The organism is Blautia hansenii (assembly GCF_013304445.1).
GTDB lineage: Bacteria > Bacillota > Clostridia > Lachnospirales > Lachnospiraceae > Blautia.
Map to the genome: position 1 here is coordinate 126769 of NZ_JAAITA010000006.1, position 26916 is coordinate 153684.

At 45.7% G+C, this 26916-nt stretch carries 24 protein-coding genes and 2 tRNA genes; 22 read left to right on the plus strand and 4 right to left on the minus strand.

From position 1 onward, the window contains the following. Positions 1–46: 46 nt before the first annotated feature. Entirely contained in the window at positions 47–1141 is a 1095-nt protein-coding gene (locus G5A70_RS07015) for an anaerobic sulfatase maturase (RefSeq protein WP_173748952.1), read from the plus strand. A gap of 54 nt (positions 1142–1195) precedes the next feature. Here G5A70_RS07015 and G5A70_RS07020 read toward each other — a convergent pair whose 3' ends face one another. Further along, complete coding sequence (locus tag G5A70_RS07020; protein WP_173748953.1) at positions 1196–2644, minus strand: arylsulfatase; 1449 nt, start codon at positions 2642–2644, stop codon at positions 1196–1198. 315 nt (positions 2645–2959) lie between these two features. Here G5A70_RS07020 and G5A70_RS07025 point away from each other — a divergent pair, with 315 nt between their 5' ends. The 7 genes from G5A70_RS07025 to galE all read left to right on the plus strand — a co-directional run bounded on the left by G5A70_RS07025 (position 2960) and on the right by galE (position 9771). Beyond that, the gene (locus G5A70_RS07025; protein WP_173748954.1) at positions 2960–4366 is read left to right on the plus strand and encodes a carbohydrate ABC transporter substrate-binding protein; all 1407 of its coding nucleotides are present in this window, start codon (positions 2960–2962) and stop codon (positions 4364–4366) included. 77 nt (positions 4367–4443) lie between these two features. Beyond that, positions 4444–5334 (plus strand): carbohydrate ABC transporter permease, encoded by an 891-nt coding sequence (locus tag G5A70_RS07030; protein ID WP_173748955.1) that lies wholly within the window; start codon positions 4444–4446, stop codon positions 5332–5334. An 18-nt stretch (positions 5335–5352) separates the two neighbouring features. Next, entirely contained in the window at positions 5353–6225 is an 873-nt protein-coding gene (locus G5A70_RS07035) for a carbohydrate ABC transporter permease (RefSeq protein ID WP_173748956.1), read from the plus strand. A gap of 12 nt (positions 6226–6237) precedes the next feature. Continuing rightward, positions 6238–6405, plus strand: coding sequence for a DUF6903 family protein (locus G5A70_RS07040; RefSeq protein ID WP_173748957.1), 168 nt, complete (start codon positions 6238–6240; stop codon positions 6403–6405). 211 nt (positions 6406–6616) lie between these two features. Next, positions 6617–7543 carry a nucleotidyltransferase family protein gene (locus G5A70_RS07045; protein WP_173748958.1) on the plus strand — a complete coding sequence of 309 codons (927 nt, stop codon included), beginning with the start codon at positions 6617–6619 and terminating at the stop codon, positions 7541–7543. Positions 7544–7546: 3 nt separating this feature from the next. Further along, on the plus strand, positions 7547–8644 hold the full coding sequence (locus G5A70_RS07050) for a phosphotransferase enzyme family protein (RefSeq protein WP_173748959.1): 1098 nt from the start codon (positions 7547–7549) through the stop codon (positions 8642–8644). A gap of 110 nt (positions 8645–8754) precedes the next feature. Next, a complete protein-coding gene (galE, locus tag G5A70_RS07055; protein ID WP_173748960.1) occupies positions 8755–9771 on the plus strand; it encodes a UDP-glucose 4-epimerase GalE in 1017 nt (338 codons plus the stop codon). Positions 9772–9858: 87 nt separating this feature from the next. Here galE and G5A70_RS07060 read toward each other — a convergent pair whose 3' ends face one another. Continuing rightward, positions 9859–11334, minus strand: a complete 1476-nt coding sequence (locus G5A70_RS07060) for a DUF1846 domain-containing protein (protein ID WP_173748961.1) — start codon at positions 11332–11334, stop codon at positions 9859–9861. Between the two features lie 229 nt (positions 11335–11563). Between G5A70_RS07060 and ftsH the strand changes: the two genes are divergently transcribed. The 4 genes from ftsH (at position 11564) to G5A70_RS07080 (ending at position 17463) form a co-directional block, all read left to right on the plus strand. After that, complete coding sequence (gene ftsH, locus G5A70_RS07065; protein ID WP_173748962.1) at positions 11564–13534, plus strand: ATP-dependent zinc metalloprotease FtsH; 1971 nt, start codon at positions 11564–11566, stop codon at positions 13532–13534. Between the two features lie 93 nt (positions 13535–13627). After that, positions 13628–15562: an excinuclease ABC subunit UvrC gene (gene uvrC / locus G5A70_RS07070; RefSeq protein ID WP_173748963.1), complete on the plus strand. Its 1935-nt coding sequence runs from the start codon at positions 13628–13630 to the stop codon at positions 15560–15562. Between the two features lie 19 nt (positions 15563–15581). Continuing rightward, positions 15582–16529 carry an HPr(Ser) kinase/phosphatase gene (gene hprK / locus G5A70_RS07075; protein WP_173748964.1) on the plus strand — a complete coding sequence of 316 codons (948 nt, stop codon included), beginning with the start codon at positions 15582–15584 and terminating at the stop codon, positions 16527–16529. Continuing rightward, positions 16522–17463: an ROK family glucokinase gene (locus G5A70_RS07080; protein WP_173748965.1), complete on the plus strand. Its 942-nt coding sequence runs from the start codon at positions 16522–16524 to the stop codon at positions 17461–17463. Before hprK ends, G5A70_RS07080 begins: the two co-directional genes overlap by 8 nt. A 70-nt stretch (positions 17464–17533) precedes the next feature. Here G5A70_RS07080 and G5A70_RS07085 read toward each other — a convergent pair whose 3' ends face one another. Beyond that, positions 17534–20125 (minus strand): transglycosylase domain-containing protein, encoded by a 2592-nt coding sequence (locus G5A70_RS07085; protein ID WP_173748966.1) that lies wholly within the window; start codon positions 20123–20125, stop codon positions 17534–17536. Between the two features lie 171 nt (positions 20126–20296). Between G5A70_RS07085 and G5A70_RS07090 the strand changes: the two genes are divergently transcribed. Continuing rightward, positions 20297–20953: a YigZ family protein gene (locus tag G5A70_RS07090; protein ID WP_173748967.1), complete on the plus strand. Its 657-nt coding sequence runs from the start codon at positions 20297–20299 to the stop codon at positions 20951–20953. Here the strand turns inward: G5A70_RS07090 and G5A70_RS07095 are convergent. Then, positions 20950–21468 (minus strand): peptidylprolyl isomerase, encoded by a 519-nt coding sequence (locus tag G5A70_RS07095; protein WP_173748968.1) that lies wholly within the window; start codon positions 21466–21468, stop codon positions 20950–20952. The two genes, G5A70_RS07090 and G5A70_RS07095, sit on opposite strands and share 4 nt — an antisense overlap. A 150-nt stretch (positions 21469–21618) precedes the next feature. Between G5A70_RS07095 and tsaE the strand changes: the two genes are divergently transcribed. The 9 genes from tsaE to G5A70_RS07140 all read left to right on the plus strand — a co-directional run bounded on the left by tsaE (position 21619) and on the right by G5A70_RS07140 (position 26577). After that, the gene (gene tsaE, locus G5A70_RS07100; protein ID WP_173748969.1) at positions 21619–22053 is read left to right on the plus strand and encodes a tRNA (adenosine(37)-N6)-threonylcarbamoyltransferase complex ATPase subunit type 1 TsaE; all 435 of its coding nucleotides are present in this window, start codon (positions 21619–21621) and stop codon (positions 22051–22053) included. Next, positions 22050–22769 (plus strand): tRNA (adenosine(37)-N6)-threonylcarbamoyltransferase complex dimerization subunit type 1 TsaB, encoded by a 720-nt coding sequence (gene tsaB / locus G5A70_RS07105; protein ID WP_173748970.1) that lies wholly within the window; start codon positions 22050–22052, stop codon positions 22767–22769. Before tsaE ends, tsaB begins: the two co-directional genes overlap by 4 nt. Positions 22770–22779: 10 nt before the next feature. Beyond that, positions 22780–23196, plus strand: coding sequence for a ribosomal protein S18-alanine N-acetyltransferase (gene rimI / locus G5A70_RS07110; RefSeq protein ID WP_264293465.1), 417 nt, complete (start codon positions 22780–22782; stop codon positions 23194–23196). Positions 23197–23308: 112 nt separating this feature from the next. Then, positions 23309–23557: a hypothetical protein gene (locus G5A70_RS07115; protein ID WP_173748972.1), complete on the plus strand. Its 249-nt coding sequence runs from the start codon at positions 23309–23311 to the stop codon at positions 23555–23557. A 67-nt stretch (positions 23558–23624) separates the two neighbouring features. Further along, a complete protein-coding gene (locus G5A70_RS07120; RefSeq protein WP_173748973.1) occupies positions 23625–24554 on the plus strand; it encodes a ribonuclease Z in 930 nt (309 codons plus the stop codon). Next, positions 24551–25576 (plus strand): tRNA (adenosine(37)-N6)-threonylcarbamoyltransferase complex transferase subunit TsaD, encoded by a 1026-nt coding sequence (gene tsaD, locus G5A70_RS07125; RefSeq protein WP_173748974.1) that lies wholly within the window; start codon positions 24551–24553, stop codon positions 25574–25576. The genes G5A70_RS07120 and tsaD overlap by 4 nt, the downstream gene beginning before the upstream one ends. An 18-nt stretch (positions 25577–25594) precedes the next feature. Next, complete coding sequence (gene ispD / locus G5A70_RS07130) at positions 25595–26287, plus strand: 2-C-methyl-D-erythritol 4-phosphate cytidylyltransferase (RefSeq protein WP_173748975.1); 693 nt, start codon at positions 25595–25597, stop codon at positions 26285–26287. A gap of 65 nt (positions 26288–26352) precedes the next feature. Beyond that, positions 26353–26438: transfer RNA gene (locus G5A70_RS07135), tRNA-Ser, on the plus strand. Positions 26439–26488: 50 nt separating this feature from the next. Then, positions 26489–26577: transfer RNA gene (locus tag G5A70_RS07140), tRNA-Ser, on the plus strand. Positions 26578–26916 lie beyond the last annotated feature (339 nt).

Below are 26916 nucleotides of genomic sequence, written 5' to 3' on the forward strand. Positions count from 1 at the left end.
ATATGGTAGAATAAAACATAAGAATTGAGAAAAGGCGGAGAAGGAAATGAAACATGTACAATTAATGATGAAACCGGCATCTTCCAACTGTAATCTGCGGTGTGCCTATTGTTTTTATGAAGATGAATGTAAAAACAGAGAAATCCCATCCTATGGAATTATGAAAGAGGCAGTTTTGGAAACCGTGGTGCGAAAAGCTCTGGAGGCAGCAGAAGAAAGCTGCACTTTTGGTTTTCAGGGGGGAGAACCAACACTGGCCGGACTGGAATTTTTTGAAAAGTTTATAGCGTTCACGAAAAAATATAAGAAACCCGAAACAAAGCTGTACTTCTGTCTGCAGACCAATGGAACACTGCTGGATGAGAAGTGGACGGAATTTTTAAGAGAAAATCATTTTCTGGTGGGAATTTCTTTGGATGGGACCAAAGAAATTCACGACAGAAACCGGCAGGACGCCGGTGGGAAGGGCACTTTCCAGAAGATTTTAAAGAATGCGAAAAATCTGCAGAAGAACCATGTAGAGGTGAACATTCTGTGTGTGCTTACCAAACAGAGCGCCAGAAAGATTACGTCTGTTTATCAGTATCTGAAAAAAGAGGGATTTTATTATCAGCAGTATATTCCCTGTCTGGACCCGTTGGGAGAGAAGGAGGGGCAGAACCCCTGGTCTTTGACGCCGGAGATTTATGGAGAGGCTTTAAAGTCCCTGTTTGATCTGTGGTTTGAGGATGTACGAAAAGGTACTATGGTTTCAATTCGGGAATTTGATAACTGGCTGTCCATGTTAAAGGGTTTTCCGCCGGAAGCCTGTTCCCAGACGGGAAGGTGTTCCATGCAGAATATTATTGAAGCAGACGGAGGGGTGTATCCCTGTGATTTTTATGTGCTGGACAACTGCAGGATTGCCAATGTGCAGGATGAGAAGTTCCGGTTTTTCCAGGGGATCTTTCCGGAAATGGAATTTTTCAGCCAGGGCAGGAAACGTGGAGAAGAGTGTACTGCCTGCAGATGGTATCCTCTTTGCCGGGGCGGCTGCAGAAGAAATTATACAGAGGAAAATAAGAATTATTTCTGCAAGTCTTATCAGGAATTTTTTGCCTATGCTATCAGCAGGCTGGAATGGCTGGCAGCCAGACTGTAGGGGACTGCTGCCAGCTGCGGCAGTCCCTTTGTAAATGGCAGCCCCCAAAGGGATTCAGGAAGGCATATACGGCGGATAGGGCTGTCCGGGAATCAGCTTGGTTCCGTCTGAAAAGCCCTCCGGCCGGTTCTTTAAAGTCTGGATTAAGCAATCCCGCAGCTGACAGATACGGTTCTGGCAGACCGGATTGTCTATTTCGTTATGCAGCTCTTTTGGGTCATCCAGCAGACGGAAATACTGCTCGGTTCCGGTTTCGCTGTACCAGATGAATTTATCCTGGGGCGTTACCAGCCAGTGATTGGAGTATTCTCCGTAGGAGTGTTCGCCGTGGAGCACTTCCCGCAGAGCTTTTTGCGGCTGCTCTATAAGCGGCAGCATGCTTTTTCCGTCCAGGGTATCTGGAATATGGGTATGAACAAAATCCAGCAGAGTAGGCATGACGTCCCGAAGTTCCACCAGACTGTGGGAAACCGTACCTGGTGTGAGCCCCGGAAGAAGCCTGTCGTTTCCTGAGAGAATCAGGGGGATGCGGATACTGCCCTGGTATGGCCGGGATTTGCGGAACATGTGGTGGTCACAGAGTTCTTCCCCGTGGTCGGAAGTAAAGAGAATCAGAGTATCCTCATAAACGCCGTATTCTACCAAAGCCTGAATCAGACGTCCAATCTGATGGTCCAGATGAGTAATGCAGGCATAATATCCCACTTGAGCTTCCCGTATTAAATCTTTATCCAGAGGACCGCATTTGGAATCAAAAACCCGTCCCTGACTCTTTAACAGTTCTTCGGTTTCCCAGTCGCCCAGAGCAGGCGGTGTCAGTTCTTTCCGATTGTACAAATCAAAATAATAAGAAGGCGCATCAAAGGGCGGGTGAGGACGCAGATAAGAAGCCATAAGGAAGAAAGGTTTTTGCGGGTCTTTTCTGCGCAAAAAATCGATGCTGCGGTCTGTCACCCAGTTGGTGGGATGGTATTTTTCCTCATAAATCCAGGGACGAGCCACCCAGCTGTTGCATTCCAGTCCGGTATCCGTTACGTCTGCGTCGATGCCTTTTTCCTGTTTCAGCCAGTGAAAGTAATCATCGGCATTTTTCTGGGACTCCTGCCAGGGGACACTGGTATAGCGGGCGCTGTGAAGATAGCCGTCGTGAAGCTCAACATTGTGGAAACCCAGATAATTCCGCAGTGGGTGTACATGCATTTTCCCCACACACTGGCAGTAGTATCCTGCTTTGGAAAGTTCGCCTGCCATAGTGTGTGGATAATCCCAGATAATGCCATCCTCATAGCCGGTTCGCTTGTGATGTTCCTGGGACAGACCGGTGTGAAGAGCGGCTCTGGCGGCAATGCAGCTTGGGCAGGCGCTGTAGGCATTGTCAAAAGAAATACCCCGGCTGGCCAGTGTATCCAGATAAGGAGTTTTGACATCCGGATGTCTGGCAAAGCCCAGACAGTCCCCACGAAGCTGGTCAGTCATAATCAGTAAAATATTAGGCTGTTTCAAAGGTGATTCCTCCATTCATCAAAATTACCTATAAATATACGATGTTTCTCTGAAAAAGACAAGGTTTTTTCCGGAAATGCCCGTTTGTGTTATGAAAAGTGATGAAAGAGAAGAAGATGAAAGAAAAAAATATAAGAGGAAAAAAGAGCAAAAGATAAAAAGAGAAGGAGAATTTTGGGCAAAATAACGATGTGAAAGACGATTGTATAAAAGTTACAGCAGATAGTACAAATACAAAAATAGAAAATATGGTATAATGATTCGGTGAGATTTAAGAAAGATAGTTACTATCTACAATCTAGGGAGGAATTAGTAATGAAAATGAAGATGGTAAAGAAACTTGTAGCCATGGCTCTTGTTTCAACAATGACATTGTCCGGACTTGCTGCATGTGGAGGCGAAACAGCAGATACAAACAAAGATACAAGTAAGGATACTGCAAAAGAAGACAAGTCTGAAGGCAAAGAAGTGCTCAAATTAGCTGCTTTCAAAGGCGGTAACGGAGAAGAAATCTGGAACCAGATTGCAGCAGCATTTGAAGAAGAAAAGGGCGTTGACGTAGAATTAAACATTTCTTCCGAATTAGATAAAGACCTGACAAAATCCATTCAGAAAGGTGACTTCCCTGACGTTGTATACTACAATCTGGGACAGAAAAGCGGTTTCACAGAAACTATGCTGAAGGAAGGCGCAATCGCTGATATTACAGATGTATTTGATGACGAATTAAAAGGAAAGCTGTTAGACGGTATCACAGATGGTACAGACGCACAGCCATACGCAGACGGCAAAATCTATCTGGCGCCTATCTTCTACACGCCGACAGGATTCTGGTACAACAAGAATCTGTTTGAAGGAGACCAGAAAAAATATGACCTGCCGACAACATGGGAAGAGTTCTTTGCTTTAGGCGATAAGGCAAAAGCAGACGGGGTTTCCTTGTTTACATTCCCACAGGCTGGTTACCTGGACGCAACGATGTACAGCATGTTAGCACAGGCCGGCGGTACAGAGTTCTATCAGAAAGCAATCAAATACGATGCAGATACATGGACATCTGACGAAGGGAAGAAAGTTCTGGATACATTAGGCAAACTGGTATCTGCTGATTACACAGAAAAAGATACTGTAGCAAATGCCAACGCAGACGGTGGTTTCAAAATCAACCAGCAGAACGTTATCGACAACAAAGCATTATTCATGCCAAACGGTAACTGGGTAATCGGTGAAATGGCTGCTACAACACCGGAAGACTTCAGATGGGGTATGATGCCTGCACCGAAGTGGGATGGAGATGAAAAACAGACCATGTACACATTCACAGAACAGATGTGGATTCCTGCAGAAGCAGAGCACATGGATCTTGCAAAAGAATTCATTAAATTTATGTATTCTGACACAGTTGTTGATATTTTATTAAATAACGAAACAACAGACAAAGAAACAGGAAAAACTTCTCCGGCACCAGTTGTTGCACCTGTAAAAGGCGCTGCTGACAAATTACCGGAAGGTACAACAAGAGACTGTTATGCAGCTTCTACAGCAGACAACATTGTAACCGTTACAGGCGGTTGGGTAGCTACACAGCCAATCGAAGGTCTGAACATGAAAGACGCAGTTTACGGACCGGCATACTCTGTAAATACAGGAGATATGACTGTTGAAGACTGGCAGAAACAGTTAGTGGAAACATGGGAAAAATGTGCAGGCGCTTTAGAATAAGCACAATTTAAACCTGGTATCAGCAAACGGTGAGTTATTATAACTCACCGTTTTTAAAAGAAACAAGGAGGAAAACCATGAACAGGAAGAAATCACAGGGGCGTTTTGTTTTTGCCTGCCTGGCACCTGCCGCGCTTTTAATACTGCTTTTTATTTTCGTTCCTACGGTAAAGGTCTTTAAAATGTCTTTGTACCGCATGGGAGGAATTACCAATAAGAAAGAATTTGTAGGATTTGAAAACTTTACAAAGTTGTTCCAGGATAAGGCGTTTTTGGAGGCTATGCAGAATACCATCTTAATCATTGTACTGGTTATGATTTGTACAATCGTGCTGGCTGTTCTTTTTGCAGCTTTATTGTCCAGAGGAAACTTCAAAGGAAAGAACTTTTTCCGCGTTATTTTTTACATCCCAAACATTTTGAGTATCGTTGTTGTAGCCGGTATCTTCGGCGCGATTTACAACCCAAGTACAGGTCTTTTGAATACCTTCCTGGAAGCGATTCATTTAGACGGTCTGGTGCACCAGTGGATGGGTGAACCGAAAATTGTTATTTATTCCGTTATTTTTGCTCTGGTATGGCAGGCCATCGGTTATTACATGGTTATGTACATGGCCAGTATGGCAGCAATTCCGGAAGATTTATATGAGGCAGCCGCTTTGGACGGTTCTTCCGAGATACATACGTTCTTTACTGTAACACTGCCTCTGATTTGGAACAATATCCGTACCACCTTAACCTTCTATATTATCAGTACCATTAACCTGAGCTTCCTGTTTGTCCAGATTATGACGGATGGCGGTCCTAACGGAAAGACCGAAGTGGCGCTGAACTATATGTACAAACAGGCTTATGGTGCAGGGGTATACGGATACGGTATGGCTATCGGCGTTGTAGTCTTTATTTTCTCATTTGTACTAGCTGCAGTGGTAAACAAGATTACAGACAGAGAAGTGCTGGAATTTTAGAAAGGAGAATGAAGAGAAATGAAAGAAACACATAAATTTACAAAAATTTTGTCAAAAGCTATCATTTACATTGCTCTTTTTGTTCTGGCTATTTCTATTATTGTACCGGTTGGCTGGGTATTTATGGCGAGTGTAAAGCGCAATGCGGAATTTATCGGTGCAGATATTAATCCATGGGCGCTGCCGGCAGACCCACGTTGGGAAAACTTCAAACAGGCTTTTGTAGATGCGAGAATGGGAGAGTTCTTCCTGAACTCCGTTATGGTAACAGCTCTGGCGCTTTTCCTGCTTTTGGTGCTTGCTCTTCCGGCTTCTTATGTACTGGCAAGATTTGATTTCAAGTGCAAAAAGATTTTGAATTTGGCCTGCATGGCAGGATTATTTATCAATGTAAACTATATTGTAGTTCCGATTTTTCTCATGCTCACAGACGCCAACAAGGCTTTTCAGGTGGATTTTTTCCTGAATAACCGTTTCCTTCTGGCGCTTATTTACGCGGCAACCAGTCTTCCGTTTACGATTTATCTGTTAAGCGGATATTTCAAAACGCTGCCAAAGGGCTTTGAAGAGGCTGCTTATATTGACGGCTGCGGTTACTGGAAAACTATGGTGAAAATTATGGTTCCAATGGCAAAGCCAAGTATTATTACAGTCATTCTGTTTAACTTCCTTTCCTTCTGGAATGAGTACATCATTGCTTACACGTTGATGGATGGACATGACACACTGGCTATGGGACTGAAAAACCTGATGGCTGTGGAAAAGACAGCTACGAACTACGGTATCATGTATGCAGGTCTTGTTATTGTTATGCTTCCTACATTGATTCTGTATATTGCAGTCCAGAAACGTCTGACAGAAGGTATGACACTGGGCGGACTGAAAGGATAGGAGGAAATCGTAATGAATCATACAGTGAAAGTGATTATAAAGTGTATTGTTTTTGTTGTGTGTCTCGCTTTGATTATTATGGGACAGAAAAATATCAGCATTACGGGTCTGACTATGGAGTTGGTTGGTCTGGTAGGACTGCTGGTGCTGTTATTCCTTTACAATAAAAAGTATCAATAGAAGTATCTGTACGGAAAGAACAGACAGAGAGCGCCGGAAATACGGAGAGGAAAAGTTTCCCTCAAGTATTTCCGGCGCCTTTTTGAGTTCAGAAAAATATGCATAAAAATGACAAAAACAAATGAATTTGTGCAAAGGATTTGTGAAATATTTTTGATAAAATAAAGATAACTTAAAACGAAGTATGGTTGAGAGAAAAGGAGAAGGTAAGATGAAAAAACCAGTTTTAGTAGTTATGGCAGCAGGTATGGGAAGCCGTTACGGCGGTTTGAAGCAGATTGACCCGGTGGATAAACAGGGACACATTATTATGGACTTTTCTATTTACGATGCAGTAAAGGCAGGGTTTGAAAAGGTTGTCTTTATTATTAAGAGAGAAAACGAAGCAGATTTTAAGGCTGCCATTGGGGACAGAATGAGCAAAGTTATTGAGGTGGAATATGTATTTCAGGATTTGCACAATCTTCCGGAAGGATATGAAGTACCGGAAGGACGTGTGAAACCATGGGGAACGGGACATGCGATTTTGAGCTGTCTGGGTACCGTAGACGCACCGTTTGCCGTTATCAATGCAGATGACTACTATGGAAGCCATGCATTCCAGATGATTTATGATTATCTCACATCTCACGAGGATGATGAAAAATACCGCTATACCATGGTAGGCTATGTGCTGGAGAATACACTGACAGAAAACGGACACGTTGCAAGAGGTGTCTGTGTGACAGATGAAAACGGTTATCTGCAGGAAATCAACGAGAGAACCCATATCGAAAAGAGAGGAGACGAAACGGCTTATACAGAGGATGACGGAGCAACCTGGACCGTGATTCCGGAAGGCAGCATTGTATCCATGAATATGTGGGGATTTTCACAGAGTATTCTGAAAGAGCTGAAAGACCGTTTCGCAAAATTCCTGGATGAGAATCTGGAAGGGAATCCAATGAAGTGCGAATACTTCCTTCCTTTTGTGGTAGATGAACTTTTAGGGGAAGACAAGGCTACCGTACAGGTTCTGAAATCTCTGGATAAATGGTACGGGGTAACTTATAAAGAAGATAAACCAGTGGTGGTTGCGGCTATTCAGGCTTTGAAAGACAGCGGTTTATATCCGGAAAAACTGTGGGAGGAAAAATAGAAAATGGCAGAAATTAAAAAAGAAGTAATTGAGAATTTTCAGTTTGAGGGGGAATACACAGAAGGAATTCCTTACGGAAGCGGTCATATCAATGATACTTTCCGAGTGACTTTTCAGCATAAGGGAGAAACGAAACGATATATTCTGCAGCGCATGAACAATCAGATTTTTCTGAATCCGGAAGAACTCATGGAAAACGTTGTGGGGGTAACTTCCTGGCTGAGAAAGAAAATTGTGGAAAACGGGGGAGAACCGGAGAGAGAAACCTTGAATTTAGTGCCTGCAAAAGACGGCAAGGCTTTTTATAAAGACAGCGAAGGGGAATATTGGAGAGTGTACCTTTTCATTGAAGGGGCTAAGACGTATGACTTGGTGGAGAATCAGGAAGATTTCTACCAGAGCGCGGTGGCTTTCGGCAGATTCCAGGGACTCCTGGCAGACTATCCGGCAGAAACCCTTCATGAAACCATTCAGGATTTCCACAATACCGTAAAACGTCTGGATACTTTTAAGAAAGCAGTAGAAGCAGATGGGTGCGGCAGAGCAGCACAGGTGCAGGAAGAGATTCAGTTTGTGCTGGACAGAGAAGCACTGGCGCACAAGCTCTGTGATATGCAGGCAGAGGGAAAACTGCCGCTGCGTGTTACTCATAATGATACAAAGCTGAACAACATTATGATTGATGATGAAACAAGAAAAGCAATCTGTGTGATTGACTTGGATACCGTTATGCCGGGGCTGTCAGTGAATGACTTTGGTGATTCTATCCGTTTCGGCGCCAGCACAGGAGCAGAGGACGAACCGGATTTATCTAAGGTTTCCTGCAGTATGGAATTGTTTGAACTTTACACGAAAGGTTTCGTAGAGGGATGCAAAGGCAGTCTGACAGAGGAAGAACTGGATATGCTTCCGGTAGGAGCCATGACGATGACCTATGAGTGCGGCATGCGTTTCCTTACAGATTATCTGGAGGGCGACCATTATTTTAAGATACACAGAGAAGGTCACAATCTGGATCGCTGCAGAACGCAGTTTAAGCTGGTGAAGGATATGGAGGAAAAATGGAATCAGATGAATGAAATTGTAAACAAATACAGATAGTTTGCAAGGTATACTTGAATTTTCCAATGGAAAGTGGTAGCATAGAAACAAACATAGAAAATGTTTTGTAACATGAAAAATAGTTGATTTCTCAAAGGAGGAATAAAAAGATGGCAATTTTAGTAACAGGCGGAGCCGGATATATCGGCAGCCATACCGTAGTGGAACTTCAGAGTGCAGGATATGATGTAGTGGTTCTGGATAATCTTTCCAACTCCAGCGAAAAATCTCTGGAACGAGTGGAAAAAATCACAGGGAAACCTGTAAAATTTTATAAAGCAGATATTTTAGACAGAGAGGCTTTGAATGAAGTCTTTGAAAAAGAATCCATTGATTCCTGTATTCATTTTGCAGGCCTAAAAGCAGTAGGAGAGTCTGTTCAAAAGCCCTGGGAATATTATGAAAACAATATTGCAGGCACTCTGACTCTGGTGGATGTCATGAGAAAGCACAATGTGAAGAACATCATCTTCTCTTCTTCTGCAACGGTATACGGTGACCCGGCTTTTGTTCCTATTACAGAGGAATGCCCAAAAGGCACCTGCACCAATCCATACGGCTGGACAAAATCCATGCTGGAACAGGTTTTGACAGATATTCAGAAAGCAGACCCGGAATGGAATGTGGTTATTTTAAGATACTTCAACCCCATCGGTGCACATAAGAGCGGTACCATTGGAGAGAATCCAAACGGTATTCCAAATAACTTAATGCCATATATCACACAGGTGGCTGTAGGAAAATTAAAAGAATTGGGTGTATTCGGAAATGATTACGACACACATGACGGAACCGGTGTGAGAGATTATATCCATGTGGTGGATTTAGCCAAAGGCCATGTAAAGGCTTTAAAGAAGATTGAAGACAAATCCGGACTGTCTGTTTACAACCTGGGAACAGGTAAGGGATACAGCGTACTGGATATTGTGAAAAACTTTGAAGAAGCTACAGGCGTGAAGATTCCATATGTGATAAAACCGCGCCGTGCAGGCGATATTGCAACCTGCTATTCCAGTGCAGAAAAAGCGTACAAAGAACTGGGATGGAAAGCTGAAAACGGAATTAAAGAAATGTGTGAGGACTCCTGGAGATGGCAGTCTAACAATCCAAACGGATACGACGAATAAAAATAAGCCTATGGAAAGCCCCGTAAGAGAAGCAAAAGATTTGCTTTTCTTGCGGGGCTTTTTGTGGGGCGCCTGGCGGCGCAGGGTTTAATAAATTTTCTTGTGTTCGTATACAGGTTCAGAAGTAAGCTGCACGCCCAGTTTTTTGAAGACTTTCTTGTCCACAGAAGACAGCATGACAGAGGAATGTACCTGGCAGCCTTTCAGCTTTGGAAGCTGTTCCAGAGCCAATTTAGCCACGTCGCTGGTGGCAGCAGTACTGGACAGGGCAATGAGTACCTCGTCGGTATGCAGTCTTGGGTTTTTACTTCCCAGATAATCGATTTTCAGCTTCTGAATCGGTTCAATGGCTGTTGGGGAAAGCACATGCAGGTTGTGAGGAATCTGTGCCAGTTCCTTTAAGGTGTTCAGAAGGAGTGCAGCGGAAGCGCCCAAAAGGTCAGAAGTTTTTCCGGTGAGAATTCTTCCGTCCTCCAGCTCAATGGCAGCAGCCGGAGCCCCGGTTTTTTCCGCACGTTCTAAAGCAGCAGTGGTAACACGGCGGTTTTCAGTAGAAATGCCCGCCTGTTTCATCAGCAGTTCCAGCTTGAAGACTTCTTCCTCTGTGTTGGATTCCTCCAGACGGCCTTCCAATGCCTGGTAGTATCTGCGGATGATTTCCTGTCTGGAAGCCTCTCTGCAGGCTTCATCGTCAATGATACAGTTTCCTGCCATATTGACACCCATGTCTGTAGGAGACTGGTACGGGCATTTTCCGAAAATTCGCTCAAAAATAGCGCTGAGTACCGGGAAAATTTCCACGTCACGGTTGTAGTTTACTGTGGTTTCCCCGTAGGCTTCCAGATGGAAGGGGTCAATCATATTGACGTCGTTTAAGTCCGCGGTAGCTGCTTCGTATGCCAGGTTGACCGGATGTTTCAGAGGAATGTTCCAGATAGGGAAGGTTTCAAATTTTGCATAGCCTGCGTGGATACCACGTTTGTGTTCATGGTAGAGCTGGGAAAGGCAGGTAGCCATTTTGCCGCTTCCCGGTCCCGGTGCGGTTATAACAACCAGAGGACGGGAGGTTTCAATATATTCGTTCTTGCCGTAGCCTTCGTCGCTGACAATGAAAGGAATGTTGCTTGGATAACCGGCAATGGGATAATGCAGATATACACGGATTCCCAGGTTTTCCAGCTTGGTTTTAAAAGCCATGGCGCCGGCCTGACCGGAAAATTGTGTGATGACAACGCTGCCTACGAAAAAGCCTCTGTCCTTAAAGGCATCCATTAAGCGCAGCACGTCAAGGTCATAGGTAATCCCCAAATCCCCTCTGACTTTATTTTTCTCTATATCGCCGGCACTGATAACGATGACGATTTCCGCATGGTCAGAAAGCTGTTCCAGCATTTTCAGCTTGCTGTCCGGGGCGAATCCCGGCAGAACCCTGGAAGCGTGGTAGTCGTCGAAAAGTTTGCCTCCGAACTCCAGATACAGCTTGTTATCGAACTGACTGATACGTTCTTTGATATGTTCGGACTGCATGGATAAATATTTGTCATTATCAAATCCTATTTTCATCTTTAAGTGCCCCTTTTTCTTTGAATTTATTAAAAAACGCGTAAAGTTATCGTGTACTGCGTTAGTATACTACAATTATACGGGAAAATTCCAGTGTAAACGGCAAAAATCTTTTATTTTGTGTAAATTTACAAAAGTTTAATAAATGTGTACAGTTTTTCATAATCTTATTGTTGATTTATAATCTCGTAATCCTTATAATAAAGAAGATCACGTGAGGAGGAAAGAAATGGAGCAAAATCAGAATAAAGGTCCGAAGGATGACGGGCCTAAGAATAAACAGTCATTGCTGGTAGTGGTGATTTGCCTGATGATGGGACTTATCGTAGTAAATCTTTTTAGTATCCTGACAAAAAATCAGACCAATCAAATTAACTACAGCGAGTTCATTGAAAAGGTGAACGATGGTGAGGTCAAAGAAGTTGTGATAAAATCCGACACACTGGAAATCACCTTGAAAGAACAGAAAATTATGGGACAGCCGGTGAAGGTATATACAACGATGTCTGAAAGCCTGGACGAGCTGACAAAGCGTCTGGAAAAGGCGGATGTGACCTTTGGCAGAGAACAGCCAAGTCCGGTTGCGGAGGTGATTCTCAGCCTTTTAGGCATGGTGATTCCTATTGTCGTCATGATTTTTCTGCTGAGTTTCATGTTTAAACGTATGAACGGCGGCAGCGGCATTATGGGCGGCGTGGGAAAAAGCAAAGCCAAAGCCTATGTGCAGAAAGAAACCGGCATTACTTTTAAAGATGTGGCGGGACAGGACGAGGCCAAGGAATCCCTCCAGGAAGTGGTGGATTTCCTGCACAATCCAGGGAAGTATACAGCCATTGGCGCGAAACTTCCAAAGGGCGCGCTGTTAGTGGGACCTCCGGGAACCGGTAAAACGCTTCTGGCGAAAGCCGTGGCAGGCGAGGCTCATGTGCCTTTCTTTTCCCTGTCCGGTTCGGATTTCGTGGAGATGTTTGTAGGTGTGGGTGCGTCCCGTGTCCGGGATTTGTTTGAAGAGGCAAAGAAAAATGCACCCTGTATTATTTTTATCGACGAGGTAGACGCTATTGGTAAGAGCCGTGATTCCCGTTACGGCGGCAATGACGAGAGGGAGCAGACACTGAATCAGTTGTTGGCTGAGATGGACGGTTTTGATACCTCAAAAGGACTTCTCATTCTGGCGGCTACCAACCGTCCGGAGGTTCTGGACCCGGCGCTTCTGCGTCCGGGACGTTTTGACCGCCGCGTCATTGTGGACCGTCCGGATTTAAAGGGTCGTGTGAGTATTTTAAAAGTACACGCAAAAAATGTGTCTCTGGATGAGACCGTGGATTTGGAGGGCATTGCTCTGGCAACCTCCGGCGCAGTGGGTTCGGATTTGGCAAACATGATGAATGAGGCGGCTATTTTAGCAGTTAAGAACGGAAGAAGCGCTGTTTCCCAGAAAGATTTGCTGGAAGCAGTGGAAGTCGTTTTGGTGGGTAAAGAGAAGAAAGACAGGATTCTGAGCACAGAGGAGAGGAAAATTGTTTCCTATCACGAAGTGGGACATGCGCTGGTCAGCGCTCTGCAGAAGGATTCTGAGCCGGTGCAGAAGATTACCATTGTACCGAGAACCATGGGTGCTCTGGGCTATGTGATGCATGTACCGGAGGAAGAGAAATTCCTAAATACCAGAAAAGAACTGGAAGCCATGCTGGTAGGATACCTGGGCGGACGGGCAGCAGAGGAGATTGTCTTTGATACGGTCACCACGGGCGCAGCCAACGATATTGAACAGGCTACCAAGGTGGCCAGAGCCATGATTACCCAGTACGGTATGTCAGACCGCTTTGGACTTATGGGACTGGCGGAAACCCAGAATCAGTATCTGGACGGAAAAGCCATGTTAAACTGCGGCGATTCCACAGCCACAGAGATTGACCATGAAGTTATGAAACTCCTGAAAAAATCTTATGATGAGGCCAAGAGGCTGCTCAGTGAGAACAGGGATGTGATGGACAAGATTGCAGAGTTTCTGATTCAGAAGGAAACCATTACGGGAAAAGAGTTTATGAAGATTTTCCATGAGGCCAAGGGGATTCAGGAACCGGAGGTCAAGGGCAGAATCGAAGAAAAAACGGTGGAAACAGAAGCACCGATGCAGCTTCCTGGGACACATACAGATGCAGACGAAAATCAGAATTCGGAAGCGGTAGAAATATAAGAGATGAGCTGCCGCATTAAGTAATATCGGGAAGAAGTACAGACATTCCTGATTGCTGCTTAATGCGGCAGCTTTTTTCAGAAAGGAGAGCATATGTTTCATATAGAGGAAGAACTGAAAAAGCTGCCGTCGCTGCCGGGAGTTTACATGATGCATGACCGACATGATACGATTATCTATGTGGGAAAGGCCATCAGCCTGAAAAACAGGGTGCGGCAGTATTTTCAGAAAAGCCGCAATCTGGGAATTAAGAAAGAACAGATGGTGGAACAGATAGAGCGATTTGAATACATTGTGACAGATTCGGAGCTGGAAGCCCTGGTGCTGGAATCCAATCTGATTAAAGAGCACAAGCCAAAGTACAACACCATGCTGAAGGACGACAAGAATTATCCATTTATTAAGGTGACGGTAGGAGAAACATTCCCCAGAATTATGACAGCCAGAAGCATGAAAAAGGACAAATCCAAATATTTTGGCCCTTATACCAGTGCCGGGGCGGTGAAGGATGTCATTGAACTGACCAGAAAGCTGTATCATCTTCGGACCTGCACCCGCAATCTTCCCAGGGATGTGGGAAAAGAGAGGCCCTGTCTTTATTACCATATCAAGCAGTGCCAGGCTCCTTGTCAGGGCTATATTTCCAAAGAGGAGTACCGGAAGCAGGTAGACAGTCTTCTGGACTTTCTGGGAGGAAATCACAAATCTGTTTTGAAGGAACTGGAGGAGAAAATGCTGCAGGCTTCCGGAGAGATGAAATTTGAAGAAGCCGCACAGTACCGGGATTTGATGCAGAGTGTGGAAAAAATTGGTGAACGGCAGAAAATTACAGACCATCCGGGAGAGGATAAAGATATTATTGCAGCTGCCATGGAAAACGATGACGCGGTGGTGCAGGTGTTCTTTGTCCGGGACGGAAAACTCATCGGTCGTGACCATTTTTATATGAAGACAGCGCCGGGGGAGAATCGCAGAGGGATTTTGTCCAGCTTTTTGAAACAGTTTTATGCGGGGACTCCTTTTATTCCCAGAGAAATTATGCTGCAGGAGGAAATTGAGGACCGGGAACTTTTAGAAGAATGGCTGGAGAGCCGCAAAGGCAGGAAAGTCCGCATTACCGTGCCAAAAAAAGGAACCAAGGAAAAACTGGTGGAACTGGCTTACCAGAATGCAAAGTTGGTGCTCAGGCAGGATAAGGAACGAATACAGCGGGAAGAGGGAAGAACGATTGGGGCGGTCAAAGAGATTGCGCAGCTGTTAAATATGAGGGGCATCAACCGGATAGAGGCTTTTGATATTTCCAACATCAGCGGTTTTCAGTCCGTGGGCTCCATGGTGGTTTACGAGAAGGGAAAACCCAAGCGCAGTGATTATCGGAAGTTCCGGATTCAGTCCGTGGAAGGTCCCAATGATTATGCCAGCATGGAAGAGGTGCTGACCCGGCGGTTTGTCCACGGCATGAACGAGCAGGAGGAGCGGCAGCGTGAAAATTCGGGAAATGTGTATGGCAGTTTTACCAGGTTCCCGGATTTGATTATGATGGACGGCGGAAGAGGACAGGTAAACATAGCCCTGTCTGTGCTGGACAAACTGCAGCTTTCCATTCCTGTATGCGGTATGGTAAAGGACGACAAGCACCGCACCAGAGGACTGTATTTCCAAAATGAAGAAATTCCCATTGATAGAGACAGCGAGGGCTTTAAGCTGATTACCCGGATTCAGGACGAGGCTCACCGGTTTGCCATTGAGTACCACCGTTCCCTGCGCAGCAAGGGGCAGGTCCATTCTCTTCTGGATGATATTCCAGGTATCGGGCCTGCCAGAAGAAAGGCGCTGATGAAGCGTTTTAAAGGTCTGGAGGGGCTTCGGGAGGCTTCCGTAGAGGAATTGTCCCAGGTGGAATCCATGAACGAAAAAGCAGCCCGGCAGGTATACGAATTTTTACACCGGCGGAGGGAAGAAAGCGCCAGTCCGTTGTTGAACTTGCAAAGTCCATATGATAAAATAAGAAAAGAACCAAAAGACTGACACAGAAGGAGATTATGACATGACAGGTGTAGAATTAAATAAAATGATACAGGAATTAAACCTGTATAATAAAACACCGGAAATCGATACATCGGGCAAGCGTATCAACACACCGGAAATTAACCGTCCGGCTTTGCAGCTGACCGGGTATCTGGAACACTTTGAAAATGAACGTGTGCAGATTATCGGTTATGTGGAATACACATACCTGCTTCATTTGGAAAAAAAGGAAAAGCTGAGGGCTTTTGAACGGTTTGTTGCCAGCAAGATTCCCTGTGTGGTTTTTACAACCATGACAGAGCCGGATGAGGATATGCTGGGGCTTGCCTGCAAATATCAGGTTCCGGTGCTGGTGACACAAAAAACCACCTCTGCATTCATGGCAGAGCTTATTCGCTGGCTGGGAGTACAGCTTGCCCCTTGCATTTCCATTCACGGGGTGCTGGTGGACGTATACGGGGAAGGCGTTCTGATTATGGGCGAAAGCGGTATCGGTAAGAGCGAAGCGGCTCTGGAGCTGATTAAGAGGGGGCATCGTCTTGTCAGCGACGACGTGGTGGAACTGCGCCGTGTCAGCGATGTTACGCTGGTAGGGTCTGCTCCGGACATCACCCGTCACTTTATCGAACTGCGAGGTATTGGCATTATTGACGTGAAGACCCTGTTTGGTGTGGAAAGTGTAAAGGATACCCAGTCCATTGATTTGGTTATCAAACTGGAAGAGTGGAACCGGGATAAAGAATATGACCGCCTGGGCATGGAAGAAGAATATACGGAATTTCTGGGCAATAAGATTGTGTGTCATTCTCTGCCTATCCGTCCGGGACGAAACCTGGCAGTCATTGTAGAATCTGCCGCAGTCAACCACAGACAGAAAAAGATGGGCTATAATGCCGCACAGGAACTGTACCGCCGCGTACAGGAAAATATGGCGAAAAAGAGGGAAGAAGGAGAAGAAAATGAGTAAGTATTGCTTTGGGATTGATGTAGGAGGAACCAGTGTAAAATGCGCTTTGTTTTCAGCAGAAGGAACCATTGAGGAAAAATGGGAAATTCCCACACGGACAGAGCAGGAGGGAGTAAAGATTCTTCCTGATATTGCGGAAGCTATTTTGAAAAAAATGGAAGAAAAAGAAATTACCAGAGAAGAGGCCGTTGGCATAGGTATCGGACTTCCGGGTCCTATTGAAGAAAATGGGGAAATTGCCTGTGCGGTTAACCTGCACTGGGGAAGAAAAAATGTGGAAAAAGAACTGGAAGAGCTGACCGGTATGCCGGTAAAAGCCGGAAATGATGCCAACGTAGCGGCTTTGGGAGAAATGTGGAAGGGCGGCGGAAAAGGCGCAAAGAACCTGATTCTGGCAACCCTGGGCACTGGCGTAGGCGGCGGAATCATTATCAATGAGAAAATCGTTACAGGCGCTCATGGCGCAGGCGGAGAAATCGGACATGCCATGATAAATCCGGCAGAGGAAAAAGCCTGCAACTGCGGCAACAAAGGTTGTCTGGAGCAGTATGCTTCCGCTACGGGAATTGCTTCTCTGGCCCGAAAAGCCCTGGGAAAGACAGAAAAGGAATCTCTGCTGCGGAGCAAGAGTCATGTGACTGCAAAAGATGTTTTTGACGCCTATAAGGAAAAGGATGCTCTGGCGCAGGAGATTGTGGATGAGTTTGCAGAGTATCTGGGCAGAGCGCTGGCTGTTTTTGCCTGTGTGGCAGACCCGGATGTTATCGTTTTGGGCGGCGGCGTGTCTAAAGCAGGACAGGTGCTGGTGGACTGTGTGGAGAAATATTATCAGAAATATGCATTTTCTGCATGCAAGGCAACGCCTATTAAACTGGCAACTCTGGGAAATGATGCGGGAATCTGCGGAGCAGCTAAATTGATTTTGAGCAGATAAAAGCAAAGAAAATAGAAGAAGACTGCATAAACGGTATGTGCATTCGTTTATGCAGTCTTTTTTTGCTGTTTTATTCTGTTGGCGTTTCAGCCGGAGGCGTTTCCTGTGGAGTTTCCGGCTGCTGTGTATCTGTACCTCCGTCTGTCGGAGGCGTTTCCGTTGGCGTCTGGTTGTCTGCCGGAGGAGTTTCCGGCTGTGTCTGTTCCGGTTCGGTTACAGGATTGTCCGGTGTTGGCGTTTCCGTGGTTGTATCATTTTCTTCGGATCCGGATTCCGAACTGCTTTCGGAACTGTAGCTGCGGCGGTAATGACCGGAGCAGTATTTTTTCGGAAGCTGTTCTGTGTCAAAGAGTTCTGTCACAGAGCTGCAGCTTGAGGTTGCCAGCAGTCCTGTTTCGGTACAGATAGATGCCTTCTCCACGGTGGAGGGCATTTTGAAGTCTGTTTCCGGCAAATCCGCGTGAATACGCTGCATGATTTTCTTCCACAGGGTCTGCTGATAAGTACGGGCTGTTCCCTGAGGAAGCACGGTATTGTCATCATATCCGGCCCATACAGAGCAGGTGTAGTATGGAGTAAATCCTGAGAACCACAGGTTTTTGTAGTTATCTGTGGTACCGGTCTTTCCGGCTACCGGCATGTTGCTAAGCTGCAGTCTGGTACCTGTACCTTGATTTACAACGTCTTCCAGGGCGCTGGTCAGCAGATAAGCGGTGCTTGGCTTGATAACCGTAGTTTTTTCCGGTGTATTGTCAATGACCACGTTTCCGTCAGAATCCAGAATCTTGGTATAAAACACAGGTTTAATATAAGTTCCGTTGTTTGCAATGGCTGCGTAAGCTGCTGTCAGTTCCAGATTGCTGACACCCTGGGTAATACCACCAAGGGCAGTAGGCAGATTTTCGTCGGTATAATAGTCTCCGCTGCCTTCCGGAATTTCTTTCGGCTCGTCCAGGATGCTGGTGAAACCGAATTTTTTCAGATATTCCACGCCGACCTTTGGAGTGATTTTTTCCATAGCCAGTACAGCGGGAATGTTGTAGGATTTCATGATGGCTGTCCGCATAGAAACAGTTCCGTGATACTGGTGGTCATAGTTGTAAAGGGGCTGTCCGTTGGCATAGGTATAAGGCTCGTCCTCGAAAGTTGTTGCCAGTGTCATACCGCCTTCGTTTAAGGCTGCTGCATAAACGGCCAGCGGTTTAAAGGTAGAACCAGGCTGCCGCAGTGTGTTGGTGGCACGGTTTAAGGTAAGGCTGGAGGATTTCTCTCCCCGCCCGCCTACAATGGCCTTTACATAACCGGTATGCTGGTCAATAATGGTAATAGAGGACTGAGGCTGAGGCGTCGGATGCATGGTTTCACTGACTACTTCGCTTCCGTCTGCCAGAATGGATGCTTTATAGGTATCCACATGAGCCTGTGCGCTTTCTGCGCTGTCGAAAAGCAGCGTGAAATTGGAATCTTCATTTTGGATGAAGTATTCCTTCAGCATTTCTTTACTGTAATTTTCCTGTTCCCCATTGGGGTGTTTCACCGTAAGGGCATAGTCCAGAGTTACCTGGCTGCCTGCCGGGAAATTGTCAGGATTTTCATATTCTTCATCACAAATCTGCTGAATGGATGGGTCCTGTGTGGTATAGATACGCAGGCCGCCGCTGTAAAGGGCTGTGTAAGCCTGGGCTTCTGTATAGCCCCGCTGTTCCTGCAAATCCCGTACCACCTGTTCGGTGAGTTCATCAATGAAATAACTGTATGTTTTATCTGTTTCTTCCTGTGTCTGTTCTACATTCTGAATCCGCTCATAGACGTTGTCGGCCAGACATTCGTCATACTGTGCTTTGGTGATGTATTCCTGCTCCAGCATGTGGTCCAGAACATCTTTTCTTCTCTGAGCATTTTTCTCAGGATATACCACCGGATTGAACTTGGTGGGGTTCTGACTGATTCCGGCAATAACCGTACATTCGGAAAGTGTCAAATCACTGACATTCTTGCCGAAATAACCCTGTGCGGCAGCCTGTACACCGTAGTTTCCGTTTCCGAGGTTGATGGTATTCAGATAATTTTCCAGAATAACGTTTTTGTCTTTTACCTGTTTTTCCAGCTGAATGGCCAGATACTGTTCCTGGAATTTACGCTTGAAGCGCTGTACCACGGACTCGTTGGTCCAGCCTGTGAAAACATTGTTTTTCAAAAGCTGCTGGGTAATGGTACTGGCGCCTTCTGTAAAGTGTCCGCCGTTGGCAATACCTTTAATCCCGGCGCGGAGAATGCCTCGTATATCAATACCATTGTGTTCATAGAAACGTTCGTCTTCAATAGCCACCACCGCATGCTGTAAATCCAGTGGAATCTGGTCAATAGTGACCGGCATTCGGTTGGAGTTGGGGGCGGTGAGTTTCTGAAGCTGGTTTCCGTTTGCGTCGTAGACAAAGGTAGCTTCGCCTACAGGGACAATGTTGACTTCTGAAATATCAGGTGCATTGTCTATGAGTCCTTTCAATGCGCCGACGCCCACACCACCGCCTATGAACAGCAGGGCTATCAAAGAGATGAAAATGACACGCAGAAAAGAAACGTTTGCTTTTTTTCCCATCATGGTAGAATGGGAGGACAAATCATTTCGCTTCTTATTTACGGCACGTTTTCCAAAATTCATGTAGTTTGCCTCCTTTTCCCGTCCATTATAACAAATGGCTGAACCTAATTCAAGAAACTTTGGCTTTGTGCAGGGGAATTTCATTTTTTATTCATAAATGTTCCCTGTATGGCGGAAAGTATGCTAAAATACAAAGAAATAAAGATAGAGAAATCAGAAATGAGGAAATTTATGCTGGAACAATATAAAACCGTTTATCAGGGAGGCACAGGAGAAATCGTGGAAAAGAAATCCCGGTTTATTGCCACCGTGCGTCCGGTCAAAACAGAAGAAGAAGCTATGCTGTTTATAGAGGAAATGAAAAAGAAATACTGGGATGCCAGACACAACTGTTCCGCCTGGGTGATTGGAGAGCGCCGAGAGTCTATGCGCTGCAGTGACGACGGAGAACCCCAGGGAACTGCAGGAAAGCCTATGTTGGACGTGCTTCTGGGAGAGGAACTGTACAATACCGCTGTGGTGGTGACCCGGTATTTCGGCGGCACGCTTCTTGGCACAGGCGGTCTGGTGCGGGCTTATTCCAAGGCAGTACAGGAGGGACTGGCAGCCAGTCGGGTGATTACAAAGCGCCACGGCATTCTTACGGAGGTGGGAACGGATTATAACGGTGTGGGAAAACTGCAGTATCTGTTTGCACAGAGTGACATTCCTATTATGGATTCTGTTTATGCCGAAGATGTGAGGCTGCAGGTACTTGTCCCGGCAGCAGAGGCAGAGAGGGTAAAAAAAGCTGTGACAGAAGCAACCAGTGCACGGGCCTCTGTCACAGAAGTAAAAGAACTGTATTTTGCTGTTTCAGATGGAGAATATCTTCTGTTTGATGATTAGCATTTCTCCGGTTCCGGATAGTCTGCACCGAAGGTTTCTACAGTCATGGAAGCGATTTCCTGCTTCTCCAGGGGACGGTCGCTGTAGTCTGTGCGTGTTTCCGCAATTTTATTTACTACGTCCATGCCTTCGATGACTTTTCCGAATGCAGCGTAAGCACCGTCCAGGTGCGGAGAAGTTTCGTGCATAATGAAGAACTGGCTGCCTGCGGAATCCGGGTGCATGGCTCTTGCCATGGACAGAACGCCTGGTGTGTGTGCCAGATTGTTTTCAAAGTGGTTCTGTGCGAATTCTCCTTTGATGGAATAGCCGGGACCGCCCATGCCTGTGCCGTCCGGGCAGCCGCCCTGAATCATAAAGCCGCGGATAACTCTGTGGAAAATCAGACCGTCATAGAATCCGCTTTTCACCAGACCGATAAAGTTATTTACTGTATTTGGGGCGATTTCAGGATATAATTCTGCTTTCATTACATCGCCGTTTGCCATTGTAATGGTTACAACTGGATTTGCCATAGTAAAATCTCCTTTTGTTTTGTCTATATTGTTATGTCCAACATTATAAGCGGAAAAAATAAAAGGTGCAAGCCACAATTTTGTATGCTATACTGAAACAGGCAAATGGAACCAGAAAGAAAGCAAGTAAGAAGTAAAAGAGGATTATCCATGATAATAGAAACAAACAGTGCAAAAGAAACGTTCCTGCTGGGAGAAAAGCTTGGCAGACAGGCTGCGGCAGGACAGATTTATACATTAAATGGAGACCTGGGAGTGGGAAAGACGGTGTTCACCCAGGGCGTGGCAGCAGGGCTTGGCATTGCGGAACCAGTCAACAGCCCTACTTTTACCATTATACAGGAATACGAGGGCGGAAGGCTGCCGTTTTATCACTTTGATGTATACCGTATCGGAGATATTGAAGAGATGGAAGAAATCGGCTATGATGATTATTTCTTCGGAGAGGGCGTCTGTCTCATTGAATGGGCAGAGCTTATCGAAGAACTTCTGCCGGAAAATATCATTTCCATTACCATAGAAAAAAATCCGGAGAAGGGATTTGACTACCGGAAAATTACCATAGAAGGAGTGGAGACATTATGAAAATACTGGCGCTTGACAGTTCCGGGCTGGTGGCCTCTGTGGCCCTTGTGGAGGACGACATACTGGTTGCGGAATATACCATGAATTACAAGAAAACACATTCCCAGACGTTATTGCCCATGTTGGATGAAATTAAGAAGGCAGTCAATCTGGATTTGGAGAGTATCAATGCCATTGCCGTGGCAGCAGGACCGGGTTCTTTTACCGGACTTCGCATTGGCTCTGCAACGGCCAAAGGACTGGGACTGGCTTTGCAGAAACCTTTAATCGGTGTGCCTACAGTGGAGGCGCTGGCTTATAATCTCTACGGCACAGACCGGGATACGGTTATCTGTCCTATGATGGACGCCAGAAGAAAGCAGGTTTATACAGGGATTTATACCTTTGAGGACCATCAGCTGAAAACCATACAGGACCAGGACGCCCTTCCTATGGACGAACTTCTGGAAAAAGTAAATGCATTGGGAAAAAACGTAATCTTTCTGGGAGACGGCGTACCGGTTTTTAAAGAATTGATTCAGGAAAAGTGTCAGGTTTCTTACAGTTTTGCGCCTGCTCATTTAAACCGCCAGAGAGCCGGGGCTGTGGCTGCTCTTGGCGCTGTGTATTTTGCCCGGGGAAAGACTGAAACAGCGGCAGAACATCAGCCGGACTATCTGCGGGTATCCCAGGCGGAAAGGGAAAGGGCGGAACGCCTGGCAAAAGAACATGCCTGAAATTCGGGAAATGACAGAAAAAGAGGTGCAGGAGATTGCTGCCATGGAGGCGGAGAATTTTTCCAAACCCTGGAGTGAAAAAAGCTTTCTGGATGCGGTAAAAGATTCCCATGCCTTGTATCTGACTGCGTGGGAGGACGGGAAGCCAGCAGGCTATGCCGGTATGTGGATTGCTCTGGACGAAGGCGAAATCACCAATGTATGTGTAAAGCAGGAATACCGGGGAAGGAAAATCGGAACGGCTCTTTTAGCTGCCCTGGAACAGAGGGGAAAGGAGAGAGGGGTTGCCTCTTTCTTTCTGGAAGTGAGAGAGAGCAACGAAAAAGCCATTGGATTGTACGAAAAGGCAGGATTTGCCAGAATGGGTATACGAAAAAATTTCTATGAAGCGCCCGTGGAGAACGCAGCGGTGATGTGTAAAAGATAGCAAATCTGCTATCTTTTTCTAAGTTTACAGCTATTTCCCACTGGGATTTTACAGCCGGATTCGCTATACTCTTTTTGTAACCTCAAAACGTTTCACACTTTGGAGGACAAGAATGAAAAAATATACAAAACAGATGGAAGCACAGTTTCTGGAAGTTTACTGCAACTGCTGCGGAAGACAGCTGCGGACACAGAAGGACATGATTTTGGAAGGGGCTTTCCCCGGTCATGTACAGTGGGGCTATTTCTCAGAAAAAGACGGAGAAGTTCATGATTTTGATTTGTGTGAAAGCTGTTACGATAAATGGATTGGCTCTTTTCGGATTCCGGTAGAAGTGAAAAGGGAAAATGAGTTGTTGTAGCACAAAAAAATGTGTGCTATGATAAGAAACAGACAGAAACGAAACCGATAGAAACGAGGAAGATAGAATGTTGGATGTATGCCTGCTGGGTACAGGCGGTATGATGCCTCTGCCCAGAAGAAAATTAACATCTTTGATGACAAGATATAACGGAAGCAATCTGATGATTGACTGCGGAGAAGGAACACAGGTGGCTGTAAAGGAAAAAGGCTGGAGTTTTAAGCCCATTGATGTAATCTGTTTTACGCATTATCATGCGGACCACATCAGCGGACTGCCGGGACTTTTGCTGACCATGGGAAATGCAGAACGGACGGAACCGCTGACCCTGATTGGTCCTAAGGGGCTGGTGCGGGTAGTGTCTGCCCTGCGTGTCATTGCGCCGGAGCTTCCTTTTGAAATTCAGTGTATAGAGCTGACAAAGCCGGAGGAAACTTTTGTGCTGAATGGTTATCACATTACTGCATTTCGGGTGAATCACAATGTCACTTGTTACGGATACAGTCTGGAAATCAAAAGAAGCGGTAAATTTGACCCGGCCAGAGCAAAGGAGCAGAACATTCCTTTAAAATGCTGGAATCCTCTGCAGAAAGGAGAAACCGTAACCTTTGAGGGTGTGACTTATACGCCGGATATGGTTCTGGGAGCTGAGAGAAAGGGAATCAAGCTGACTTACACTACAGATACCCGTCCGGTGCCTTCTATTGCAGAACATGCAGCAGGTTCAGATTTGTTTATTTGTGAAGGTATGTATGGAGAGCAGGACAAGGAGCAGAAAGCAAAAGCTTATAAACATATGACCTTCCAGGAGGCAGCAGGTCTGGCAAAAGAAGCCCGGGTAAAGCAGATGTGGCTGACCCATTACAGTCCCTCTCTGGTGCGGCCGGAGGAGGCTCTGGAGGAAGCGGCAAAGGTATTTCCAAACACCATTGCGGCAAGGGACAGACAGTCTGTGGAATTACAGTTTGAAGACGGTGAAGGAGATAAAAAGCAATGAAAAAGGAAGACGTACTGATTCTGGCAATCGAAAGTTCCTGTGATGAAACCGCAGCCTCTGTTATCAAGAACGGACGCACGGTGTTATCAAATATTATTTCTTCTCAGATTGATTTGCATAAATTATATGGAGGCGTTGTACCGGAAATTGCCTCCAGAAAACATATCGAAAAGATTAACCAGGTTATTGAAGAAGCTTTGAAAGAGGCAGGCGTTACCCTGGATGATTTAGATGCCATTGGCGTGACTTACGGGCCTGGGCTTGTAGGCGCCCTTTTAGTAGGAGTAGCAGAAGCCAAAGCTATCAGCTTTGCAAAAGACCTTCCTTTGGTAGGAGTGCATCATATAGAGGGACATATTTCTGCCAATTATATCGAAAATCCGGATTTGGAGCCACCGTTTTTATGTCTGGTAGTATCCGGAGGACATACGCATCTAGTCATTGTAAAAGATTATGGAAAATTTGAAATCCTGGGACGCACCAGAGATGATGCAGCGGGAGAAGCTTTTGATAAAGTGGCCCGCGCCATTGGTCTTGGATATCCGGGAGGACCGAAAATCGACCGCTTATCCAAAGAGGGAAACCCCTATGCCATGAATTTTCCAAAGGCAAAAGTAGAGGACGCACCCTATGATTTCAGCTTTAGCGGAGTGAAATCTGCAGTTTTGAACCATATTAATAAATGCAAAATGCAGGGAATCCCTGTGGTAGAGGCTGACGTTGCCGCGTCTTTCCAGCGCTGCGTAGTCGAAGTATTGGTAGAGCATGCCATTGCGGCAGCAAAAGACTATCACATTGATAAGCTGGCTATTGCGGGAGGGGTTGCCTCCAATCAGACTCTGCGGACGGCTATGCAGCAGGCCTGTGAGAAGAACCATATTCAGTTTTATCATCCCTCCCCTATTTTCTGCACGGATAATGCGGCCATGATAGGAGTGGCGGCTTATTATGAATACCAGAAGGGGACAAGACACGGCTGGGATTTGAATGCTGTGCCGAACCTGAAACTGGGAGAACGGTAGAGAAAGGCGGGAGAGCAGATGAAGTGTACAGCCATTGTTCTGGCAGCCGGCCAGGGGAAGCGCATGAACAGCAACATACAGAAGCAGTTTCTGATGATAAAAGGGAAACCTGTACTTTACTACAGCCTTGCGGTTTTTGAGCAGAGTCCGGAAATAGAAGAAATTGTCCTTGTTACGGGAAAGGATTGTATAGAATACTGTAAAAAGGAAATCATAGACTTATACGGGTTTCAAAAGGTGAAAAAGATTGCTGCGGGAGGACGGGAAAGGTATGATTCCGTATATGCGGGACTTTGCGCCTGTGAAGACTGTGATTATGTATTTATTCACGATGGGGCCAGACCCTTTGTTACAGAAGCAATGATAAAGAGGACCAAAGAGGCCGTGGAAAAATACGATGCCTGTATTGCGGGTATGCCTTCCAAAGACACGGTGAAGCTGGCAGATGAAAACGGAATGGTGGCCAATACTCCGAAGAGAAGTCAGGTATGGACAATCCAGACTCCTCAGGTTTTTTCTTATTCCCTTATTCGGGAAGCACATGAAAAAGCGAGACAGTATGATATGAAAGAAATTACAGATGATTCCATGCTGGTAGAGCGGTATGGAAAGGTTCCGGTTTGTCTTGTAGAAGGGGCTTATGAAAACCTGAAAATCACCACACCGGAGGATATTCTGGTGGCTGAAAAAATTCTTGAAAAAAATTCTTGAAAAGTCTTGACATATCCTGTCAATACATGGTAATATACTACCTGTCGCTGACAAAGCGAGGGTACGGAGAGATATCGAAGTGGTCATAACGAGGCGGTCTTGAAAACCGTTTGTCCGCAAGGGCGCGTGGGTTCGAATCCCACTCTCTCCGCTCGGGAGTTACTTCCGAAAAAAAGAGAATATAAATTCTAAACAGGCTATGGAGAAATACCCAAGAGGCTGAAGGGGCTCCCCTGGAAAGGGAGTAGGTCGTTAATAGCGGCGCGAGGGTTCAAATCCCTCTTTCTCCGCTGACAGCTCTGCTGTCACAAAAAAAGTTTTAAATAATTGTTGACAAGCGACTGAAGATATGATAATCTATAAGAGTTGCTGTGAGCGACAGAGAAACTTTGAAAGGCGACTTCGGTCGATAAAAAAGTTTTAAAAAGTTCTTGACAAAGCGATGCAGATGTGATAATCTAGTATGGCTGTCGAAAAAAAGAACGGCTCAGCTGAATGGCCGAAAAAACTTTTTAAAAAAGTTCTTGACAAGCTGAAAGAGATATGATAAAATATCAAAGCTGTCAAAGCGACGGGAACCTTGATAACTGAACAGTAGAACACATGAATCGAAAATTCTTTTACATTTT

Excerpts from the sequence above, each read along its gene's own strand:
- ftsH (WP_173748962.1), top strand. The coding sequence starts at position 11,564 with ATGGAGCAAAATCAGAATAAAGGTCCGAAGGATGACGGGCCTAAGAAT.
- G5A70_RS07120 (WP_173748973.1), top strand. The coding sequence starts at position 23,625 with ATGTTGGATGTATGCCTGCTGGGTACAGGCGGTATGATGCCTCTGCCC.
- G5A70_RS07045 (WP_173748958.1), top strand. The coding sequence starts at position 6,617 with ATGAAAAAACCAGTTTTAGTAGTTATGGCAGCAGGTATGGGAAGCCGT.
- G5A70_RS07060 (WP_173748961.1), bottom strand. The coding sequence starts at position 11,334 with ATGAAAATAGGATTTGATAATGACAAATATTTATCCATGCAGTCCGAA.
- tsaD (WP_173748974.1), top strand. The coding sequence starts at position 24,551 with ATGAAAAAGGAAGACGTACTGATTCTGGCAATCGAAAGTTCCTGTGAT.
- G5A70_RS07040 (WP_173748957.1), top strand. The coding sequence starts at position 6,238 with ATGAATCATACAGTGAAAGTGATTATAAAGTGTATTGTTTTTGTTGTG.
- G5A70_RS07050 (WP_173748959.1), top strand. The coding sequence starts at position 7,547 with ATGGCAGAAATTAAAAAAGAAGTAATTGAGAATTTTCAGTTTGAGGGG.
- tsaB (WP_173748970.1), top strand. The coding sequence starts at position 22,050 with ATGAAAATACTGGCGCTTGACAGTTCCGGGCTGGTGGCCTCTGTGGCC.
- G5A70_RS07085 (WP_173748966.1), bottom strand. The coding sequence starts at position 20,125 with ATGAATTTTGGAAAACGTGCCGTAAATAAGAAGCGAAATGATTTGTCC.
- ispD (WP_173748975.1), top strand. The coding sequence starts at position 25,595 with ATGAAGTGTACAGCCATTGTTCTGGCAGCCGGCCAGGGGAAGCGCATG.
- G5A70_RS07115 (WP_173748972.1), top strand. The coding sequence starts at position 23,309 with ATGAAAAAATATACAAAACAGATGGAAGCACAGTTTCTGGAAGTTTAC.
- G5A70_RS07015 (WP_173748952.1), top strand. The coding sequence starts at position 47 with ATGAAACATGTACAATTAATGATGAAACCGGCATCTTCCAACTGTAAT.
- G5A70_RS07080 (WP_173748965.1), top strand. The coding sequence starts at position 16,522 with ATGAGTAAGTATTGCTTTGGGATTGATGTAGGAGGAACCAGTGTAAAA.
- rimI (WP_264293465.1), top strand. The coding sequence starts at position 22,780 with ATGACAGAAAAAGAGGTGCAGGAGATTGCTGCCATGGAGGCGGAGAAT.
- galE (WP_173748960.1), top strand. The coding sequence starts at position 8,755 with ATGGCAATTTTAGTAACAGGCGGAGCCGGATATATCGGCAGCCATACC.
- G5A70_RS07025 (WP_173748954.1), top strand. The coding sequence starts at position 2,960 with ATGAAAATGAAGATGGTAAAGAAACTTGTAGCCATGGCTCTTGTTTCA.
- tsaE (WP_173748969.1), top strand. The coding sequence starts at position 21,619 with ATGATAATAGAAACAAACAGTGCAAAAGAAACGTTCCTGCTGGGAGAA.
- G5A70_RS07090 (WP_173748967.1), top strand. The coding sequence starts at position 20,297 with ATGCTGGAACAATATAAAACCGTTTATCAGGGAGGCACAGGAGAAATC.
- hprK (WP_173748964.1), top strand. The coding sequence starts at position 15,582 with ATGACAGGTGTAGAATTAAATAAAATGATACAGGAATTAAACCTGTAT.
- uvrC (WP_173748963.1), top strand. The coding sequence starts at position 13,628 with ATGTTTCATATAGAGGAAGAACTGAAAAAGCTGCCGTCGCTGCCGGGA.
- G5A70_RS07030 (WP_173748955.1), top strand. The coding sequence starts at position 4,444 with ATGAACAGGAAGAAATCACAGGGGCGTTTTGTTTTTGCCTGCCTGGCA.
- G5A70_RS07035 (WP_173748956.1), top strand. The coding sequence starts at position 5,353 with ATGAAAGAAACACATAAATTTACAAAAATTTTGTCAAAAGCTATCATT.
- G5A70_RS07095 (WP_173748968.1), bottom strand. The coding sequence starts at position 21,468 with ATGGCAAATCCAGTTGTAACCATTACAATGGCAAACGGCGATGTAATG.